Origin of the sequence: Kordiimonas lacus (assembly GCF_001550055.1) — a bacterium.
GTDB lineage: Bacteria > Pseudomonadota > Alphaproteobacteria > Sphingomonadales > Kordiimonadaceae > Kordiimonas > Kordiimonas lacus.
In genome coordinates this window covers 77,063-96,114 of record NZ_LRUA01000002.1, presented here as the reverse complement: position 1 = coordinate 96,114, position 19,052 = coordinate 77,063, and the positions used below count along the sequence as shown (strand labels likewise).

Annotated in this window: 23 protein-coding genes; 18 read left to right on the top strand and 5 right to left on the bottom strand. The window is 57.0% G+C overall.

Annotated features, from left to right (window positions below; translation table 11 throughout):
- Window positions 1-147 precede the first annotated feature (147 nt).
- The 11 genes from KORLAC_RS01590 to KORLAC_RS01535 all read left to right on the top strand — a co-directional run bounded on the left by KORLAC_RS01590 (window position 148) and on the right by KORLAC_RS01535 (window position 8,472).
- On the top strand, window positions 148-354 hold the full coding sequence (locus KORLAC_RS01590) for a hypothetical protein (protein ID WP_068301858.1): 207 nt from the start codon (window positions 148-150) through the stop codon (window positions 352-354).
- A 644-nt stretch (window positions 355-998) separates the two neighbouring features.
- The gene (locus tag KORLAC_RS01585; RefSeq protein WP_160328571.1) at window positions 999-1,757 is read left to right on the top strand and encodes a DUF3450 domain-containing protein; all 759 of its coding nucleotides are present in this window, start codon (window positions 999-1,001) and stop codon (window positions 1,755-1,757) included.
- Between the two features lie 14 nt (window positions 1,758-1,771).
- Complete coding sequence (locus KORLAC_RS01580) at window positions 1,772-3,136, top strand: MotA/TolQ/ExbB proton channel family protein (RefSeq protein WP_068301851.1); 1,365 nt, start codon at window positions 1,772-1,774, stop codon at window positions 3,134-3,136.
- Window positions 3,123-3,650: a MotA/TolQ/ExbB proton channel family protein gene (locus KORLAC_RS01575; protein ID WP_068301849.1), complete on the top strand. Its 528-nt coding sequence runs from the start codon at window positions 3,123-3,125 to the stop codon at window positions 3,648-3,650. Before KORLAC_RS01580 ends, KORLAC_RS01575 begins: the two co-directional genes overlap by 14 nt.
- 22 nt (window positions 3,651-3,672) lie before the next feature.
- Window positions 3,673-4,089, top strand: coding sequence for an ExbD/TolR family protein (locus tag KORLAC_RS01570; protein ID WP_068301837.1), 417 nt, complete (start codon window positions 3,673-3,675; stop codon window positions 4,087-4,089).
- A gap of 62 nt (window positions 4,090-4,151) precedes the next feature.
- Window positions 4,152-4,556 carry an ExbD/TolR family protein gene (locus KORLAC_RS01565; protein WP_068301833.1) on the top strand — a complete coding sequence of 135 codons (405 nt, stop codon included), beginning with the start codon at window positions 4,152-4,154 and terminating at the stop codon, window positions 4,554-4,556.
- On the top strand, window positions 4,553-5,170 hold the full coding sequence (locus KORLAC_RS01560) for an energy transducer TonB (RefSeq protein ID WP_068301830.1): 618 nt from the start codon (window positions 4,553-4,555) through the stop codon (window positions 5,168-5,170). The genes KORLAC_RS01565 and KORLAC_RS01560 overlap by 4 nt, the downstream gene beginning before the upstream one ends.
- A 19-nt stretch (window positions 5,171-5,189) precedes the next feature.
- A complete protein-coding gene (locus KORLAC_RS01555; protein ID WP_068301828.1) occupies window positions 5,190-6,548 on the top strand; it encodes a tetratricopeptide repeat protein in 1,359 nt (452 codons plus the stop codon).
- A gap of 228 nt (window positions 6,549-6,776) precedes the next feature.
- The gene (locus KORLAC_RS01545; protein WP_068301822.1) at window positions 6,777-7,367 is read left to right on the top strand and encodes an NAD(P)H-dependent oxidoreductase; all 591 of its coding nucleotides are present in this window, start codon (window positions 6,777-6,779) and stop codon (window positions 7,365-7,367) included.
- A gap of 72 nt (window positions 7,368-7,439) precedes the next feature.
- A complete protein-coding gene (locus KORLAC_RS01540; RefSeq protein ID WP_068301819.1) occupies window positions 7,440-8,057 on the top strand; it encodes an energy transducer TonB in 618 nt (205 codons plus the stop codon).
- Window positions 8,058-8,067: 10 nt separating this feature from the next.
- Window positions 8,068-8,472, top strand: coding sequence for an ExbD/TolR family protein (locus KORLAC_RS01535; RefSeq protein ID WP_068301817.1), 405 nt, complete (start codon window positions 8,068-8,070; stop codon window positions 8,470-8,472).
- Window positions 8,473-8,615: 143 nt separating this feature from the next.
- Here the strand turns inward: KORLAC_RS01535 and KORLAC_RS01530 are convergent, their stop codons facing one another.
- Window positions 8,616-9,920: a serine hydrolase domain-containing protein gene (locus KORLAC_RS01530; protein ID WP_068301814.1), complete on the bottom strand. Its 1,305-nt coding sequence runs from the start codon at window positions 9,918-9,920 to the stop codon at window positions 8,616-8,618.
- A gap of 331 nt (window positions 9,921-10,251) precedes the next feature.
- Between KORLAC_RS01530 and KORLAC_RS01525 the strand changes: the two genes are divergently transcribed.
- Complete coding sequence (locus KORLAC_RS01525) at window positions 10,252-11,091, top strand: ABC transporter substrate-binding protein (RefSeq protein ID WP_160328570.1); 840 nt, start codon at window positions 10,252-10,254, stop codon at window positions 11,089-11,091.
- Window positions 11,088-12,815 (top strand): sensor histidine kinase, encoded by a 1,728-nt coding sequence (locus KORLAC_RS01520; protein WP_068301808.1) that lies wholly within the window; start codon window positions 11,088-11,090, stop codon window positions 12,813-12,815. Before KORLAC_RS01525 ends, KORLAC_RS01520 begins: the two co-directional genes overlap by 4 nt.
- Here the strand turns inward: KORLAC_RS01520 and KORLAC_RS01515 are convergent.
- The 4 genes from KORLAC_RS01515 to KORLAC_RS01500 all read right to left on the bottom strand — a co-directional run bounded on the left by KORLAC_RS01515 (window position 12,812) and on the right by KORLAC_RS01500 (window position 15,987).
- A complete protein-coding gene (locus KORLAC_RS01515) occupies window positions 12,812-13,738 on the bottom strand; it encodes a sulfotransferase domain-containing protein (RefSeq protein WP_068301804.1) in 927 nt (308 codons plus the stop codon). The genes KORLAC_RS01520 and KORLAC_RS01515 overlap by 4 nt on opposite strands.
- Before the next feature lie 71 nt (window positions 13,739-13,809).
- Window positions 13,810-14,169 carry a GFA family protein gene (locus tag KORLAC_RS01510; RefSeq protein WP_068301803.1) on the bottom strand — a complete coding sequence of 120 codons (360 nt, stop codon included), beginning with the start codon at window positions 14,167-14,169 and terminating at the stop codon, window positions 13,810-13,812.
- A 110-nt stretch (window positions 14,170-14,279) separates the two neighbouring features.
- Window positions 14,280-14,897 carry a glutathione S-transferase family protein gene (locus KORLAC_RS01505; protein WP_068301798.1) on the bottom strand — a complete coding sequence of 206 codons (618 nt, stop codon included), beginning with the start codon at window positions 14,895-14,897 and terminating at the stop codon, window positions 14,280-14,282.
- Window positions 14,890-15,987, bottom strand: a complete 1,098-nt coding sequence (locus KORLAC_RS01500; protein WP_068301792.1) for an NAD(P)H-dependent flavin oxidoreductase — start codon at window positions 15,985-15,987, stop codon at window positions 14,890-14,892. The genes KORLAC_RS01505 and KORLAC_RS01500 overlap by 8 nt, the downstream gene beginning before the upstream one ends.
- A gap of 162 nt (window positions 15,988-16,149) precedes the next feature.
- Here KORLAC_RS01500 and KORLAC_RS01495 point away from each other — a divergent pair, with 162 nt between their 5' ends.
- From KORLAC_RS01495 to KORLAC_RS01475, 5 genes are all read left to right on the top strand, one after another.
- A complete protein-coding gene (locus KORLAC_RS01495) occupies window positions 16,150-16,503 on the top strand; it encodes a winged helix-turn-helix transcriptional regulator (RefSeq protein WP_068301789.1) in 354 nt (117 codons plus the stop codon).
- 85 nt (window positions 16,504-16,588) lie between these two features.
- A complete protein-coding gene (locus KORLAC_RS01490; RefSeq protein WP_068301786.1) occupies window positions 16,589-17,215 on the top strand; it encodes a class I SAM-dependent methyltransferase in 627 nt (208 codons plus the stop codon).
- Window positions 17,216-17,306: 91 nt separating this feature from the next.
- The gene (locus KORLAC_RS01485; RefSeq protein ID WP_068301783.1) at window positions 17,307-17,795 is read left to right on the top strand and encodes a YybH family protein; all 489 of its coding nucleotides are present in this window, start codon (window positions 17,307-17,309) and stop codon (window positions 17,793-17,795) included.
- A gap of 75 nt (window positions 17,796-17,870) precedes the next feature.
- Entirely contained in the window at window positions 17,871-18,494 is a 624-nt protein-coding gene (locus KORLAC_RS01480) for a hypothetical protein (RefSeq protein WP_068301780.1), read from the top strand.
- Complete coding sequence (locus KORLAC_RS01475) at window positions 18,484-19,026, top strand: hypothetical protein (RefSeq protein WP_068301778.1); 543 nt, start codon at window positions 18,484-18,486, stop codon at window positions 19,024-19,026. The genes KORLAC_RS01480 and KORLAC_RS01475 overlap by 11 nt, the downstream gene beginning before the upstream one ends.
- Window positions 19,027-19,052: the final 26 nt, after the last annotated feature.

Here is a 19,052-nt window from a genome sequence, read left to right as displayed (position 1 = left end):
ATGAGCCCTTTTTCGGAATTAAATTGCCCACGCTTTGGGTCAAATCGTCAGCACCTGTTAACCCGATTTTTAGAACTGGCCTCTACTATATTTCCTGTCGGCGCCAGTCGGCAGCGAGAGGTATGTAGTTAGTAAAGGGTGTGCAGTATGCGTTCATCTTCATGTGTTACCCCCCAGGGCAGCGCAGGCGAATTCGACACCGGTCACATTTCCGACGACAGTCGGATGTTGGCCAATCGTCTGTCCAGCCATATGGGAATTGAACATGCAATTCAGGTATCTACCGAGAATCAGTGGCACGGCGTCGTGGCGGCCCTGATGGAATTGCAGCAGAAAAACACCGCCCGTTCCTGATGCATTCTAAACCATGGTTTGGTGTGTTCTTGCCAATACCGACCAAAGTCTGATTGTTCCCATCCCACCGTCTATCACCGGCACACATCCGTGCTAAACAATTGACTTTGCACGCCATCAGTTATATTATTACATACTAATTTTGTCTACTCAGCCAACGGATTGGACGCAGTAAAATTATATGCTTGACGTGATTCTGATACGAAAAGTGAAATTTTTGCTTGGAATCACAGAAGATTCTTGGATGATAGGCTCCGAGCCGGACCGCCCGTCTCATCTCCACTTTCAGAGACGCAAGTTTCTGGGGGCGGGGAAAATCATAATAAATCGTCCTCCTGCCTCCCCGAGGTCGGAATATAGGCGGCGAGACAAAGAGATAAAAAGCGGAGCAAATCCGTGAGGTGGTCGGCACAATTGGGAGAGGTACGGGAAAGCCTTTTGAAACGACTCTGTGACTGAACGGGCTCTTGGGTCCGGGACTATGCATAGCTGTCGGCTTGCTCCCAATTTTTGAAAGGGTAAAGGTTTGGGGCCTTCGGGCACCTCATCTTTGCAAGGTTTAATCCGCTGCAGGATGCCCTGTTCCACGGGGAGTTCTGTAGCTTTGTTAAAACCCATGTGGGCAGAAAATGGATAAGGCTAAAGTGAAACGTATAGCTGTCTCGACGGCTGCGGTTGCCTCGATCCTTCTGGGTGCAACTGCTGCTAACGCACAAGATGCACGCCTGAAGTCGATCGTAGACGAGGTAAACCAGGCCACTAAAATCGCACAAGCGTCCCAGGCTACTATTGATAAAACAGCCGACGCTACTTCCAAACTTTACACGGAGTTCAAAACGGTTCTGAAGACCAACGCTGGTCTGCGGGCGTACAACGCTCAACAGCGCCGGGTGATCACCAAGCAGGAAGAAGAAATCGAGAAAATCAAACGCTCCATCGGGCAGATTGACGAAATCAAGCGTCAAGTGATTCCGCTGATGGAAGACATGATCAAAGATCTGTCTGAGTTTGTGGAACTCGATATTCCGTTCCAGATCGACGAGCGCCGTGAGCGTCTCTCGAACCTGACTGACGTGATTGACGACCCGAACGTAAGCGATCCTGAGCGCTTCCGCGTGATCCTCGAAGCCTACAAGGCTGAGGTTCAGTACGGTCGTTCGATCAACGCTTACGAGGACACCCTCGAAGATGGCCGCAGCGTGAACTTCGTTCGCGTGGGTCGTGTTGCGTTCTACTACCAGACTAAAGACGGTAAAGAGACCGCGACTTGGGACCAGAACAGCCGGTCCTGGGTACAGCTGGGTGACGAATTCGGCACGCCGGTTAAGCAACTCATCCGTATGGCTCGCAGCCAGATGCCAATTGACGTGCTGACACTGCCTGTCAAAGCACCGGCTCAGTAAGGGGAGTAATAACAATGAAAAGACTTCTGACCTCTGCTGCAGTTCTCGTGCTTGGCTTCACAGCCGCTGCACAAGCTCAAACCGCAGACCTGAACAGCCTTCTGAGCAAAGTTAAAGAAGGCCGTGCTACTGAAACTCAGCAGCACAAAGAGCGCGAAGCCGAATTTATGGCCCGCAAAGAGCAACAGGCTCAGCTTCTGGCCGAAGAGCGCCAGACACAGCAGCGCCTGGAGCGTGAAAGTGCGCGTCTCGAAGAGACTCGCCGCAATAACGAAACTGAAATTGCCCGTCAGCTGGAACTCCAGCGCGAGCGTCTCGGTCAGCTCCAGGAGCTGTTCGGTGTTCTTCAGCAAGCTGCTGGTGACGCCAAATCCGTTATCGCGTCTTCGCACGTAACAGTCGACAACTCAGGCCGTATGGAGCCAATCAACACGCTTGTTGAAAAAGCGTCCTCCACGTCTGAGCTGCCATCCATCGAAGAAATCCGCGCTTGGCCATCCCAGATGGTTCTGGAGATGATCGGTTCCGGTCAGGTGAAATCCTTCAACCACACCGTTCGCGGCGTTGACGGCAACACCTACACTGCAGAAATCACTCGTATCGGTGACTTCGGCCTCGTGGGCGAAGGCAAGTTCTTCATCCTGAAGAACGACGGTACAGTTGAAGAGCTGCAGCGCCAGCCTTCCGGTCGTCTGACTGGCACGATTGAGCCGTTCCAGGGTGCAACCAGCGGCTTCGCAGAAATCGCGATCGACCCATCACGTGGTCAGATCCTGAACCTCGAAGTTGAGAAGCCAACACTCCCTGAGTATCTCGCTCAAGGTGGTTTCATTGGTTACCTGACCCTGACACTGGGTGCGATCGGCGTTCTGATGGCGGTTGTTCAGTGGCTTTACCTGATGCTGGTTTCCGGCAAGGTGAAAAAGCAGATCCGTTCTGACGTAGCTGACACCAACAACCCGCTGGGCCGTGTTCTCTCCGTTTACGACAGCAACAAAAACGTTGATGTTGAGACGCTTGAACTGAAGCTTGACGAAGCAATCCTGAAGGAAACGCCTGCCCTTGAGCGCTTCCTGACGCTGATCAAGCTGATCTCCGCGGTAGCACCACTGTTTGGTCTGCTCGGTACAGTGACTGGTATGATCCAGACCTTCCAGGCGATTACCCTGTTCGGTACTGGTGACCCAAGCATGATGGCCGCAGGTATCTCCGCCGCACTGATGACGACGGTGGAAGGTCTCGTGGTTGCTATCCCTACTCTGCTCTTGCACAGCTTCGTTGCCGGTGCTTCCAAGTCCGTGATCCACGTACTGGAAGAACAATCCGCTGGTATCATCGCTGTTCACGCAGAGAAGGAGCACGCGAATGCTAGCGCTTAACGAAGCATTCGGCGCGATCCAAGCCTTCATGGAGCGGGGCGGTAGCGTCCTGTTCCTGGTGCTTGGCGTCACGTTCATTATGTGGGTGCTAATCGTCGAGCGTCTTTGGTACTTCGCACTGGAGTACAACAAGCAGAAGAATCGCGTTGTCGATGCATGGGAATCCCGTGCCGAGCGTCGGTCATGGTATGCGCACAAAATCCGCACTGCCATGATTTCCGAGGTCAACAACAACCTGAATCAGGGTGTTGGCATGATCAAAACGCTCGTTGCCCTTTGTCCGCTTATCGGGCTTCTGGGTACGGTTACGGGGATGATTGAAGTGTTTGAGGTTATGGCAACACAGGGTTCTTCGAACGCTCGCGCCATGGCAGCAGGTGTATCCAAAGCAACAATCCCGACTATGGCGGGTATGGTTGCCGCACTTTCTGGCATCTTCCTCAGCACCTATATCGAACGTCGTGCGAAACGCGAATCCGAGCGGCTCGAAGATAGCCTGACAACGGATCACTAAGACCAGATTTGGAGTTTGACCAATGCGTAAATTTGCAAAAGGGGGCGACGAAGCCGAAGTTAACATGACGCCGATGCTCGACATCGTGTTCATCATGCTGATCTTCTTCATCGTTACCGCAACCTTTGTCAAAGAAGCTGGTCTGGAGATCAACAAACCGGAGGATAACAATACTGAAAATCCTCCGCCGCCGGACGATGACAAGCGCGCTATCGCTTTCATTATCGATAACAGTGGCCGGATTATGCATGACTTCCGTTATGTAGACATCTCGTCCGTGTCATCGATTATCAAGAAAGAAAGCGTGGAGCGTCCGGAGGCACCGGTTGTTATTCAGGCTGCCGAAGGGTCCCATTTTGGCCTCTCGCTCCGTATCTATGATGCGGCGATGGCTATCGGGATCGGCACTGACAAAGTCGTAATGACGCCCAAGAAGTAAGCCGGTGGGGGCACAGCCCCCGCCTCAAGGGCAGTCCCTCAGGGGGCATAGTGGAGAAAACAATGCGAGACCACGCACAAAGAGAAGAAGAAGAGGCAGACATCAACATGACCCCGATGCTCGACATCGTGTTCATCATGCTGATCTTCTTCATCGTTACTGCGGTCTTCGTAAAGGAAGCCGGGATCCAGGTTGTAAAGCCGTCGGCGGAAACAGCGACACCACAGACGCAAGTCAGTATTTTGATCGCTGTCACGCCTGACGACGAAATCTGGATCAACCGTGACTCTGTCGAGCTTGATGCTCTGCGGACAGCGGTTGAGAAACTGCACAGTGAAAACCCGAAAGGGACTGTTGCAATCCAGGCAGACGAAGAAGCGAAGGCCGGTTTGGTAATGAAAGTGTACGACGCCGTGCGCGATGCTGGCGTCCCAACAATTGCCATAGCAGCGGAGCAAGGATCATGATTGCAAGATTAGCTACTGCATTCTTTGCCGCTTCTGGCGTAACCTTTGGCTTGTTCTTCCTCATGCAGGCCCTGGTCAACTTTGACCAGGACGTGAACATCGACGACTCAAAGCGCCTGCGTTTTGTCAGCGTCGTGGAGGATATTGACGAACAGCCGCCTCAACGCATGGAGCGTAAAGTAGAGAAGCCGCCGGAAGTGGAAGCCCCACCGCCGGAGATGGAAACACCTCAGGTGGACCTACAGGGCCCGAACAAGATGAACCTGGCGATCGGCCGTGCCAACTCTGGCGCAGGTGTTGATCTGGGTTCCATCGACCTCGGTCCTAGCCAGGACGGTGACTATCTGCCGCTGGTGCGCGTGCAACCACAATATCCTCGTCGGGCGCAAGAGCGCGGCATCGAAGGCTATGTGATTGTAGAATTGACGGTGAACGAAGACGGTACAGTACCGCCTGAAAGCATCATTATCATTGACGCTGACCCAAAAGGCTATTTTGAACGGGCTGCAACGAAAGCTGCGCAGAAGTTCAAATACAAGCCCAAGGTGGTCAATGGCCAACCGCAGAAGGTGACCGGTGTGAAATACCGCTTCAGCTTCGACTTGGCCGATTAATAGGGGGGAGGAGAAAGTCATGAACATGATCAAGACCATCAAGTCCCTTCCAATGGCCGTCGCGGCAGCTGCAGTTCTTGCTGCGCTGCCAATGCCGGAAGGTACGCCAATCTTTGGTGAAAAAGCAGCGTTCGCTCAACGGGCGGATGCTGGACGTGAGCAAAAAACCCGCAAGGTTCAGGCGCTGAGCGCAGACTTCCACAAGAAGCTGCAGAAGGCCCAGGAAGCCATCGACCTTAAGAACTATGCGGAAGGTATGGAAATCCTGAATGACGCCCTTGAGCGCAAGGCCAACGACTATGAAAAAGCCGTGGCCTGGCAGTTGAAGGCACAGGTATTCTACGAGCAAGATGACGTTCAAGGCACGATCCGTGCTTACGAAGAGATCCTCAGGTTTGCAGATTCCATCCCGGAAGCTCTTGAAATCGGCATCATCTATAATCTGGGGCAACTCTATTATAGTGAAGAAGATTTCGACAAATCGCTGGAATATATCCAGCGCTGGCAGAACCGTGTTGACCCGACGCTCATCAGCGTCAGCAACCTGCAGTTCATCGCCAACCTGCACTATGTACGGAACGAATTCGAAGAGTGCCTGAACTATATCTATCAGGCAATCGAAGTGGGCAAGACCGTAGACACAGTGGAAGTGAAAGAAAGCTGGTACAGCATTGCTCTCTCCTCTCACTGGGAACTTGGCCAGTATGAAAAAGTCCGTGATGTGCTGGAGATCCTCCTGATCAACTGGCCAAAGCCTCGCTATTGGACCCAGCTGGCAGGGATCTATCAGGAACTGGGCCAGGAGCAGACCTCCTACTCGCTGACGGAAGCAGCTTACAAGCAAGGCTTCCTCGACGATAACGAGACTCAGCTCGTGAACGTTGCCCAGATCCAGTTGGCGCGCGGTGCTCCAATCAAATGTGCCTGGATTCTCGAAAAGGCTTTCAAGGAAAACCGTGTCGAGCAATCCCCCAAGAACGAGAAGATCCTCGGTCAATGCTATATGATGGCCTACGAATACGAGAAGGCGCTCAAACCGCTTTCCGTAGCCGCAAAAGGCGATGAAGATGGCGACCTCTGGTTCCAGATCGCTCAGGTGCAGATGCAGCTTGGACACTATAAGGATGCCGTTGGTTCGTTCGAGAATGTGATCAAAGCGTTCAAGGGCGACAAGTCGGATAAAGCCAAAGACAAGATTCTGTCTGCTACCATGCAGCAGGGTCAGGCCTATACCGAGCTGAAGCAGTTCAAGGAAGCCCGCCAGGCCTTCAAGACTGCCAAGCGTATGGCAACCGACCGCAAGGACAAGCGCATGGTCACTCAGTGGGAGAGCTATCTCGCCGCTGAAGAAGCCCGCGAAGAGATGCTGAAAGGCTAAACGCTTTTCACCAAAACCATCAGAACGGCGTCCCTCGGGGCGCCGTTTTTCTTTGGGGAGCTTGCCGACCGAGCGAAGCCCTGAGCCCACAGGCAGCTATTGCCCCTGCCTGCCGCGATACCTCCTTGCCTAACCGCCGCTGCCTGAAGGCGGGCCAGTTGATCACAGTCAAGGAACGGCGACTTCTCCGCTGGCAGGATGCAGCCAACCCAATGGGAGCGCATCCATATGTCCAAGCCGAAGAATATCCTGGTCCTGCAGGGCCACCCAGACACCACCACCACCCACCTTTGTCACGCCCTCGCGGACGCCTATAGTGACGGCGCGCAAGACGCCGGCCATTCTGTAGCGCGGGTCACTGTCGCAGATCTCGACTTCCCGGTCCTGCGGTCGCCTGCCGACTGGACCAAGGGCCCAACCCCAGACGGGCTGACGCAGGTCCAGCAGCAAATCCTCGCGGCCGATCATCTGGTGATCATCTTTCCCTTGTGGCTCGGCAGCCTGCCGGCGCTCCTCAAGGCTTTCTTTGAGCAGATATTCCGCCCCAACCTGATGCCTGAAGGCAATGACCCGGTGGCATGGCGCAAGCTGATGAAGGGGTGTTCCGTCCGCCTGGTTGTCACCTTGGGCATGCCGGCTTTCGCCTACCGGCTGTTTTTCCGGGCCCACGGTGTCAAGTTCTTCATCCGCAATGTGCTGGCCTTCTCAGGCTGCGGACCTATCCGCACCAGCTATTTCGGCATGACCGACAAAGCCAGCGCCGCAAAAAAGCAGGGCTGGTTCGCCAAACTTCGGCGCCTCGGGACTGCTGCCCGATAAAAAGTTACATTATAACTTTTCAAAATCGAAATCCTCTGATAATGTTACATCATAACATTGATGGAGGGCGTTATGTTCGCAACAACCAATCAAACCAAACTGGTTCCCATTTCCGGTGTAGCGATGGCCGCAACCTTCGGCCTGTTCTACCTGATGCAGAGCCTGGTGGCCTCAGATGATTTGGATTTTGCCGAGCCCCGACCGCCGATCAGGCTGGATGTGAATATAGGTGATATCGAAGTTCGACCGGCACGTGAAATTGAGCGGGTCACCCCGCCGCCGGAACCAGAACCCCAGCCAGAAGTCGAAGTCGATCGCTCCGCTTCTTTTGATGGCTTCAACTTTGAAGTCGGCCCCGCTCCTAAACCCTATATCAACTCAACAGGCACCACTTTCAAACTGGGGGTCTCTGATGGCGAGCGTATTCCGATCGTACGCGTCAACCCCACCTACCCGCGGCGGGCCCTGATCGACGGTGTCGAAGGCTGGGTTATCCTGGATTTCACCGTCTCTGAAATGGGAACTGTTGAAAATGCCGTGGTGATTGATGCCAACCCCAAGGGCTATTTCGAACGGGCCGCCCTCAAGGCGATCCAGAAGTTCAAATACAAACCGACGGTGGTGGACGGCCAGCCGCGGGCGTCCAGGGGCCAGTTCCGCATGACCTTTGAACTTACTCAGACCCAGTAAGGAGGCCGCCATGCGCACACGTACCCGCTCCCGGACCGCAGCCCGCACAGACATGACCCCCATGCTGGATATTGTCTTCATCATGCTGATCTTCTTCATCGTCACCGCCAGCTTCATCCGCGAGGATGGCCTTTCGGTAAACTTCCAGAAGCCGCAGCCAGGCCCGAAATCCCCGACTGAGCCGATCGGCTTCTCCGTGGATGCCGCCAGCCGCATCTTCCATGCCGGGCGGCTGATTGACCATTGGTCGATAGAGGCGATCATCAAACAGGAGCACACCGCCCGCCCCGAGGCGCCTGTAGTGGTGGAAACAGACCCGAGCGCGGCCATGGGCCAGTTTATCCGCATCCATAACGAAGCGGTAAAGGCTGGCATGCGGCGGGACAAAGTCGCCATTGTTGTTCGCTCTGAGTAGATGGGGGTCATCCGTTGTGAGCAGACAGCCGGGCGCGCGGCGGGGCCCATGCCCCGCCGCTACTGCGTTAACGCGCCTACCCACACACGCAGGCGTCATCCAATAATTTTTTGGTTTTGACCCAGAGACAACCTGTTGAAAGGTCAATGACCTTGGGCGACCTGAGGGCTGACCGTCTGGCCCAAGGCCTCATACACATATTTGGTCAGGTCTTCCCGAAGGGGCACTGCGCCATAAGGCAGCAGGTTTGTCATCAGGATCACCACCATGTCTTCCTTGGGGTCGACCCAGAAATGGGTGTTGGCCATGCCGCTCCAGTAGAAAATGCCTTCACTGCCGTACCCGCCATATTTCTGCACGTCCTTGACCACGGCGAAATCCAGCCCGAAACCGAGCCCGCGGTCAGCGCCCCAAAGGCCCGCCGCTTGCGGGGGCAGTTGGTCTGACGCCATCAGGCGGATTGTCTCCGGCTTCAGGAGGCGCACACCGTCCAGCTCGCCGCCGTTCGCCAGCATCTGGGCAAACCGCCAATAATCAAGCGTGGTGGAGACCAGCCCGCCACCGCCAGAAAAGCTGGCCGGTTTCTTGGTATAGTCCGGGAAATAAGGGTCGGTCGTGACGGTCAGGCCTTCGCCTTCCGCTGGATCCTGAACGGGCTTGACCATATCGACAAGGCGCGTGGCCTTTTCTGCTGAAATATAGAAACCCGTATCGGTCATGCCGAGCGGTTTGAAAATCCGGTCTTCAAAAAACTGGTCCAGCGGTTTGCCCGATAGCACCTCGATCAGACGCCCCTGCACATCGACAGCAAAGCTGTAGACCCACTGGTCGCCGGGCTGATACAGCAGTGGCTGGCTGGCCAGGCGGGAAATCCATTCCTCTGCCGACAGGCCATACTGCAGTACGCCGTTTTTTTGATACAGCTTGTCCACCGGGGTTTCGCCGAACAGGCCATAGGTCAGGCCGGCCGTGTGGCGCATCAGGTCCCGAATGGTGATCGGGCGCTTCGCTGGCACGGTTTCAACCGTGCCGTCTTCCGCTATGGCCTCGAAGACCTGGGCGTTTGCAAATTCAGGTAGATAGACTGAGACCGGATCATCCAGCTGAAACCGGCCTTCCTCATAGAGCATCATCAGGGCCACACCGGTCACCGGCTTGGTCATGGAATAGATGCGGAAAATATCATCATCCTTAAGCACCTCATTCCCCGCCAGCGTGCGGTCGCCATAGGTTTCGAAATGCACCACCTTGCCATGCCGGGCCACCAGGGTGGTCAGGCCACTGAGCTTGCCTTCCTTGATATAGGCGTCGAAATGGCGCGTCATGGCATCAAGTGTTGACGCCGACAGGCCTACGTCTTCGGGCGATGCTGTTGGTATATCGCTGCCACGCGCCGGCACCACCGTCCAAACCACAAAGATAAGGGCAATCAGGCTCAGTTTTTTCATGTGAATTCCTCCCGTGTCCATCAGGAGAATAGAGCGCCCTCAGCGGTAAGCAACACTATTGGGCTTATTGCTCGCCGAAAATCACCGACATCATCCTTAACCGGCTACTAACCTATTGCCTGATATGCTTATGCATGGTGGGCAAGGCCTGAAAGGGCAAGCTGACCCTTTTGTCGGGAAAGGGACAAACCGATCGCATATGACGGCGGACGACTGCTATAAAAACAGGCGCTCTCGCGCAAGCAGGTGGAGAAGGAGTTTCCACGGCCTCTGGGGCCTGTTGGCCTGCCTCCTGCCGGTCGCACCCACTTGGGCTGCGGAAGTCTATGTTGTGGATACCGTCAAGCGCGACCAAAGCATCACGCTTGCAGAAGCTCTCAACCAGCATTGCGCTCTTTGCCGCCCTGTCAAATACATGGACATGAGAGGCAGCGTTCGCATTGGCAGACAGATTTCCTACGAACTGGCAAAACTGAAAGAGGACGGAGCCCTGGATCTGGTGATCACGCTTGGCAAACCCGCCACCCGCATGATCGCCCGCGAGCTGAAAGATGTCCCCATCTTCTACAGCCTTGGCACGCCGGATATAAAAACAGACAAGTATGAAGATAGTGTCGTCAACCTTGTCATTCCTCCTTCGCCCAAACTGAAGCTTCAGGCGCTGAAGGCACTGGCACCCAATATCCAGAAAGTTGGTTTCCTGGCCACCAAACAGAGCCTGGATGAAATCCGGGACCCGACAGTCGAGGCAGCGCGAGACCTCGGCCTGCAAATCAAGTTTTATTATGTCCAGCGGCCCTATGATGTGCCTGAAGGCCTGCGGACCGCGATCCAGGAAATGGATGCCCTCATCTTCATTCAGGACCGGGTGGCCATCAATGGCGACACCGTCGAATATATCCTGCAGCTGACACTTGAGAACCAGATACCCACCCTGGTAGACAGCGACAGACTGGTGGAGCGCGGCATGTTGGCCGCCCTGACAGTGGACCCTGCCCGGCTGGGCGAAAAGCTTGGCCGTGCCATTGAGCAATTTCTTCAGACCGGTGTTGCACCGGATCTGTCTGATGACCCCACCCTGTTCCAGTTGTTGGTCAATCAAGACACACGCAGCCAGACCCCGAGGGCCACCGGCGATGCCCCTGCAGGTATCAAGATGGTGCTGCGATGAAGAGGCGGGACCAGACATGGGCGCCAGGGCGCTGGCTTGCAGACAACCTCAGCCTGACACAAAGGGCCATCGGGTTCCTCGTGCTTCTGGTTCTGTCTGTCGGCGGGCTGTTGGCTGCCGCATTTGTGGTGACTTCATCGCGGGTGTTCACGGACGACCTCGAACAGCGCGGCCAAGCCACGGCAACGGGGATCGCCAAAAACGTAAAACTGGGTGTTCTGGTACGCGACAGGCTGTTGCTCGAACAAACCCTGCGTCCCTATTTGCAGGACCCGGACGTCAGTTACATCAGCATCCTTGACCCATCGGGCCAGGTGATCGCTTCTCTGCCGGAGACGGTCAAGGAACAGGAAATTGACGCCATTGTCGCCAGCACTGTGCAGCAGGCACGGGGGTCTGTTGTGCTGCAGCACGCAGAAAATAGCGCAGAAGCCACGGACATTCTTGGCGCCGGCATGCATATCGGTGCCCCGATCTGGCGCGACCTGCTGGCCAATGACAGCGACGACCTGTTCGACGAAGACCTGATGGTTGACGCCGAGCCAACGGAAACAGCCGGTACGACGCATCAGGAACTCATAGGGGTTGTACATCTGGGGGTAACCACCGAACGGGTGCACGGCAGCATCAACGACCTGATCAAGCAGGCTAGCTTATATGCCGGCGTGCTGGCGCTGCTGGGCCTTGTGGTCGCCGCCTGGCTGTTGAAGCGTTGGCTGAAGCCGCTGCAGATGGTCACCAGCCTTGCCCGGCGCGCCCGCTTTGGCGGCCTGCAGAAAGAGCTGGATGACGAAATCACCCGAGCGCTTCTCAAAAACAGTGAACGCAACAGCCATGACGAGCTCCGCATCCTCCAGAGCGCCTTCGCAGATATGATCCATGAGCTTCGCCTGCACTATAAACTGCAGGAAGAACAGAAAGAGCGGCTGGAACAAATGGTGGTGGAACGCACCATGGAACTGACCCACGCGAAAGAGGAAGCCGAAGCCGCCAGCATTGCCAAATCACGCTTCCTTGCATCCATGAGCCACGAGCTGCGGACGCCCCTGAACGCGGTAATCGGCTTTTCCGAGATGCTGCAAAGGGATATGACGGTTACGCCCGAACAGACCAAAGAATATCTGGGGTACATCTGCGACAGCGGCAAACATCTGCTGGACATCATCAATGACATCCTCGACCTGTCGAAGCTGGAAGCGGGCCGGTTCGAACTGCAATTCAATGATGCCTATCTGGACAAGATCGTGCAGGAAGCCGTTTCCTTCAGCCAGCCGCTGATGGACCGCAAGAACCAGAAGCTGCAGATCAATGTGCCGCCACTCGAGATCACAACCGACCCCCGCATCCTGAAGCAAGTGATTATCAATCTGGTATCAAATGCGGTGAAATTCACACCTGCAGAAGGCAGTATTTCCATCGAGGCCACTGAGCTGGGTGACCAGTTTGAACTGAAGGTTGCTGACACCGGCATCGGCATGAGTGATCAGGAAATCGAGCTGGCGATGCAGCCGTTTGCCCAGGTGAGCGAGCAGATGTATGTCCAGACGGAAGGCGAAGGAACGGGCCTTGGCCTGCCGCTGGTGGAACATTTCATGTTGTTGATGAAAGGCGGCATGCGGATCGAATCCGAGAAAGGCAAGGGCACAACTGTCACCCTGACTGTCCCGATCCATCCGGTGCAGCCGGACGTACATCACCCGGAGGAAGACTTCGATTATATCTAGACCGGCCCGCCGTGCTCCAGCCATCTGGCACAATCCGGCGCCAGCGCTTTCGCGACCACGGCGTCATATTGCCCTAGCTCCTCATCCGTCAGCACACCGCGCCACCGGCCGTTGGTGCCTTTGTTCATGAAGGTACTGCCGCCACCGCGCCAGATATCGTCGGCTTCTGGCATGATGTTCTGGAACCCCTTTTTCATAGCGCCAAAGGATATCCTTTCCAGGATGCCAGGCAGCATGGCTTCATCAATCTCGATATCCAGATAGGCAGCCAGGCGGCGGATCGCCCCTTCCGGGTCGGCCAACAGGTCGGCGAAATGAACAAAATGAATGTTGGGCAGGTCGCGGTGGTCCCACCAGCTTTGCACATGATGCAGGTGCGACCAGTAAGGGAAACCGCTTTCCTCCCAGTCGAACCAGCTGCTGCCGACCCAGTCACGCCACATGGCATGGATGTCTGCATATTCTGCGGGCCATTCCCTGCCATGGGCAGCGGCGGTCGCGCGCGCCATGGCATTCAGGTCGTCATTGTAATTGCTGTGGTGATTCCACATGGACATGAACACATCGCGCCCGTCCCGGCCAACATAGATATATTTCATCGTGTCATAGAAGGGGATGCCGTCAAGCGGCAGGTGAGTCTTGATAAACCGTCGCCCTTCCTGGGCTTCAAGCCCGGCGGCCACTTCATCAAGCGGCGGCAGGGCCATATCAAGCCACGGCGCCATCACGCTGACGGGCGCAGGGAAGTTGCCGTCCTGATACAGGAGGTTGGCAACGATCGTCTGCATCCAGGTAGTGCCGGCCTTATAGGACGTGGTGATGACGATATCGTCAGGTCGGTGATTGTAGACCGACCATCTTTCGCTATCGATAATGGGGTGACTGCCGTAGACGCGTGTTTTCTGGGGGCCGTTGCCTGCCATACTCTGTCTCTCCCGCGACCCCATCGCGAAAGGGAAATGTGCGCCTCAAACCGCCCCAAGTAAAGAAAAGATCAATCCAGATACCGCCAGGTGTCGGCGCCGTCGAAGTGCCGCACCGGAATGTTGGCGACAGCGGCAGGCTCCGCCAGGCGCATGTTAACAGCCATCCGCGGAACTTCTGCCTTATCAAGCGTCAGCCAGTGGGTGGTGCAGCCGCATGTCTTGCAGCTGTGGAACGCCAAAGTCTTGTCGCCCCAGACATAACTGAGGGTGGCGCCTTCAGCGTATGTCAGGTCAATCTCGCTCTCATCCGCATGGGCCCAGATGGTGCCCAGTTTGCGGCAGGCAGAACAATTGCACTCGGTGATCCATTCAAGCGGCTTGCGCACTTCAAAATGAACCGCGCCACAGTGACAGCTTCCCTTGATCATCTATCTCTCCCCCTTCGGTTGCAGGACCGCAGTATGCACCAAACAATCGGAACAAAACAAGAACCATAGTGGCGCAGCCGGGACACCCAATGGGCGCCCCGGCGTCAGGCTTATGCAGCGGCTTTGTAGGTCACACCTTCAGCAGCCAGCGCTTCCTGGAAGGCAGGGCGTTTGGTCACATCAGCGATCACACGCTGGACATTCTTGCCAAGCGGAATATCGACCGGGAAGAACTGGCCCCAGTTGGCGTAAACCGTCAGCATGATGTCGGCAATGGTCAGCGCATCGCCCGCAACATAGGCACTGGTCTCCAGTCTCTGGTCCAGAATGGCCCACAATTTGGCAACCCGGGCAGCGGCCAATTCAAGAGCCTGGGTTTTCACTGGGCCGTCCTCCAGGTTGAAGGCCAGGAAAAACAGCTTGCTGTAGGCCGGGTGTACACTGGCGTTGGCGAACAGCATGGCTTCGCGCGCCGATCTGCCCGCGACCCCAACCGGCAGTAGGTCGGTCGGGAAGGCTTCCGCGATCGCGAGCGCGATGGCCGCGCCTTCCCGGACATAACGATCGCCGTCCTTGAGGACAGGCACAGTGCCTGTGGGGTTGATCGCGGCGTAATCGTCCTCAGGCACATCGGCCTTGTTGATCAGCTGAAACGGTGCGCCCACCTCGCGCAGCATGGTGTGGAAAGCCAGTGAACAGGCGCCCGGGGAAAAATAAAGGTCATACATTGTCAGTCTCCATGATTGGGTTTTGGGATTTAAGAAATTGAGGGTCAAGCTCAGCCAGCAGCGCGGTCATCAGCGCCTCGACCGACCGGTGTTTAAGGAGCGGCGAGCCCTGCCCGGCATAGAGCGACGCCAGATCATGCTGCCCGACCTTCGCGGCTGTGTTTTTCATGACGCCGGTGAACCAGGCCTGCAGCGGGAACGGCAGCGGCGCGGGCGCGCTTTCCGTGAAGCGGTTGCGCTTCACCCGCGCCAGCCGCCCGGTGAACACGCGGCTAAGGACCGTGTCGTCGGACGCATTGTCGAAAAGCCAGTCCCTGTGGGCGTCGGTGGCGTTCGATTCTGCGCACGCCAGGAAGGCCGTGCCCAGCTGCACGGCGTCCGCCCCCAGCGCGAAAGCGGCCTTGATACCGCGCGCATCGCCAATGCCGCCGGCGGCCACAACGGGCACAGAGACCGCGTCCCGCACCTGCGGCACCAGTGGCAGCGTGCCCACCAGACTTTCTTCAGCCGCCTTCAGGAACGAAGGCCGGTGCCCGCCCGCCTCAAGCCCGGTGGCCAGGATGATATCCACGCCGGCAGCCTCAAGTGCTTTGGCCTCGGCCACCGTTGTGGCGGCGCCCATTGTCTTGATGCCGGCGGTGCGGCAGCGCGCCAGCACATCCACTGAGGGGATACCAAACACGAAGCTGAACACGTCAGGGCGCGCCTCGATCAGGGCCTTGACCTGTTCCTCATAGTTTTCAATGTGATTTTCGGGCGGCGGCGGCGCGCTGATGCCCAGTTCTTCATAGAAGGGCGCGAAAGCTTCCAGGGCAGCCACATACTCAGGCCCCGTCAGGCCATGACCGCCCTCATCCACCACCGACACCCAAAGGTTCAGCGCGAAGGGCTTGTCCGTCTTTTCCCGGATTTCAGCAACCACCGACCGGATCTGGTCGCCCGTCAGGTTATGCGCGCCAAAGGAGCCTAGCCCCCCGGCGTTCGACACAGCCGCCACCAGATCGCTACTGGAAAAGCCGCCCCCGAAAGGACCCTGAATGATCGGATACCGGATGTTGAGCGCCTCGGTTGCGCGCCTACTGTGCCACATGATTTCGTCCTCCGTTGAGCGTTTGGATGCACGTTCTTTACGAAATCAAATAACTACTGCATAGTTAGTTTCAATAGGTAACTATGACTTTGAGGTTACCATCTGGTAAGTAGGGAACCGATTGGTAACCCACTGTAATATTTATGAAATTGAAAGAAGCCCATGCTCACACGCCGCAAAAGCAAGGTCGAATCCACGCCCCCCATGTGCCCCTTGAGCGAGTGCCTCGCCATCATCGGCGGGCAGTGGACGCCCAATATCATCTGGCATCTGTCGGCCGGGCCGCGCCGCTTCAGCGAACTCAAGGACGATGTGGTGGGCGTGTCTGCGAAGATGCTGACCACCCGGCTGAAGAAGCTGGAGGCCGAAGGCATCGTGCACCGGGAAGTGGTGCCCAGCTCACCCCCCACCGTGGAATATTCGCTGACGGACCTGGGCGCGGAACTGAAGCCCGCGATTGAAGCCATCGTCGATGTGGGCCACCGCCTGAAACTGCGGCGCGATGCAAAATCCTGAGGTCACCCTTTAACGCCGCTGTCCCCATTCCCACATACACTGTGCAATCGGCTTATGGCCACGACAGCAACGATGGGGGAACATCATGCAGCAAGACGCAAAATTCTGGAACCGCATGGCCAAGGGCTATGCGAAATCAAAAATCTCGGACATGCCGTCCTACGAGCGCAAGCTTGAAGTCACGCGCGGCTATTTCACGCCCGACATGGAGGTGCTTGAAATCGGCTGCGGCACGGGCACCACGGCGCTCAGGCACGCCCCGCATGTGAAGCACATCCGCGCCACTGATATCTCTCAGGAAATGATCGCCATCGCGCGCGCCAAAGCCGACACGGAGGGCATCCAGAATGTCACCTTCGAGGTTTCCGCCATCGATGACCTGAAGGTTGAGGACGCCAGCCTCGATATGGTGATGGCCCATTCCATCCTGCACCTGGTGCCAAACCGGCGCGAGGTAATCAAACAGGTCTACCGCATGCTCAAGCCCGGCGGCCTGTTTGTCACCAGTACCGTGTGCCTGAAGGACGGCATGGGCTGGCTGAAGCCCATCCTGCCGCTGATGCGGCTGGTGGGCTATGCCCCGCGGGTGGTTGCCTTCATCACCGCCAATCAGTTGGAAGCCGATTTCACCAATGCCGGCTTCGATGTGGCCTACAAGTGGCGCCCGGGGCCCAAGAAGGCCATTTTCATGGTGCTCAGGAAACCGGAATAGGCCCCTGAGGCCCCTCAACCGACGTGCAATAGACAACTCCCCGGCCCTCAAGGTAGACTGCCACCAGACATTGGGCTGGGGAGGACACAGCATGACCCGTTATCACCTGACATCCATTATCCTGGCGGCGGCCATCGGCCTGGGCACGCCCGCGCTGCAGGCAGACGACCTGCTGTCCGGCTATGAAGCCACGGCGCTTGAGCAAGAAGTAGCGGCGGTTGAGGCCGCCTTCGCCAAAACCATGGCCGACCGCGATTTTGACGCCTTCGCCAGCTTCCTGGATGAGGAAACCGTCTTCTGGGGCCCCAATGTGCCGGACCGCGGGCGTGATGCCGTGATGATGCGCTGGCGCCCCTATTATGACGGCGAGGCTGCGCCCTTTTCCTGGGCGCCCGAGACCGTGTTGGTGCTCAATAGCGGCACATTGGCCCATTCAACCGGCCCGGTGAAAGCGCCAGACGGCACGGTGGTGGCATACTATCATTCCACCTGGCGAAAGAACGCGGACGGCGACTGGAAAATCATCTTCGACAAGGGCCAGCGCTACTGCCCGCCGACAACCGCCACGCCGCAGGACTGACGCCAGATAGCAAAGCAACCGACAATACGCTATGATGCAACCCAGATTTGATCTTTCATCTGGGGGAGGCATGGGATGGACCACAGGCTGTTACATGTGTTCGTTGGCGTCGCGCTGGCGTGCATAGCGGGGGCGGCGTCGGACGTCAGGGCGGCCGACAAGCGCTGTGAATGCAACTTCAGGGACCAGTCCTGGCAGGGCTACGGCACAGCGGCAGCCTGCAGCGTCTGGATGTACAAGGACAAGACCGTCTGCGAAGTCGAATTTGGCGGCTTCAGCGCCGACCGGCAGATGCTGGCTGACCTTCTGGAGCTGGACTGGAAAGCCTATGAAAACCGTCGGTTCGAAATTTTCAGCTATTACTACCACCAGTTCACAAACCGGAACCGCAAAGGCCTCAGCGATCCTAATTTCCTGCAGGCAGCCATTCCGGTGTTCATGCGCGGCGCCTATCTGCGAAAGCACGAACACAGCCTGTCCGCCGGGTCGCTGAAGGCACTTGATGGCGCCATTGCCGCCTTCTTTGAAGAACATGCCCACCGCGTCAGCGACGTGTTCCTGGGCATGGCCCCCGCCTTCGAGGCCAGCGTTTCCGATGCCGGCTTCACGGTTGACCCCGGGGTGGTGACCGTAACATTTGAAGGCACCAGCATCACCACCATCTTTATCCCGTGGGAGCTTGAAGACCATGCTTCCTGATTGCGCGCTGTGCGTGGCCCACGAACAGGGCTTCTGGGTGCTGGTGGCCTCTATTCTGGTGCCGCTGGCGGCGGCGGTGTTCGGGCTGCTGGTGCTGACCGGCGTCGTGGTGCTGATGCGCGACCGGGCCGACATGACACTGCAAAGCGGCATCAACCTGTATTTCATCAAGATCAAGGAACTGAAGCTGTCGCAGGTGAAGCTGAACCCGCTCATAGGCCTGCTGATCATCGGCGCCACCTGGCACTTTAGCGGCCAATGGTACAGTGTCCTGCTCGACAACACGCGGCACATCGCGTTCGACATCAGCAGCGCGCCTGTTAGCCTCGCGAGGGTGAAGGAGAAGCAGCAGAGTGAAGGCCGCACCCTGCTGGACATCAGCGACGCCCCGCAGGACCTGATGATCAAGGGTGATTTTGGCGGCCGCTGCCTGGCAGTGGTGGCGCTGAATATCTGCCAGAAATATTCAAGCGATCTGGTGTGCGACTGGAACTACACCAGCCCGCGTGTCACCATCCGCGCCCGCGACTGACACCCCTATTAGACAGCCGCGCCAAA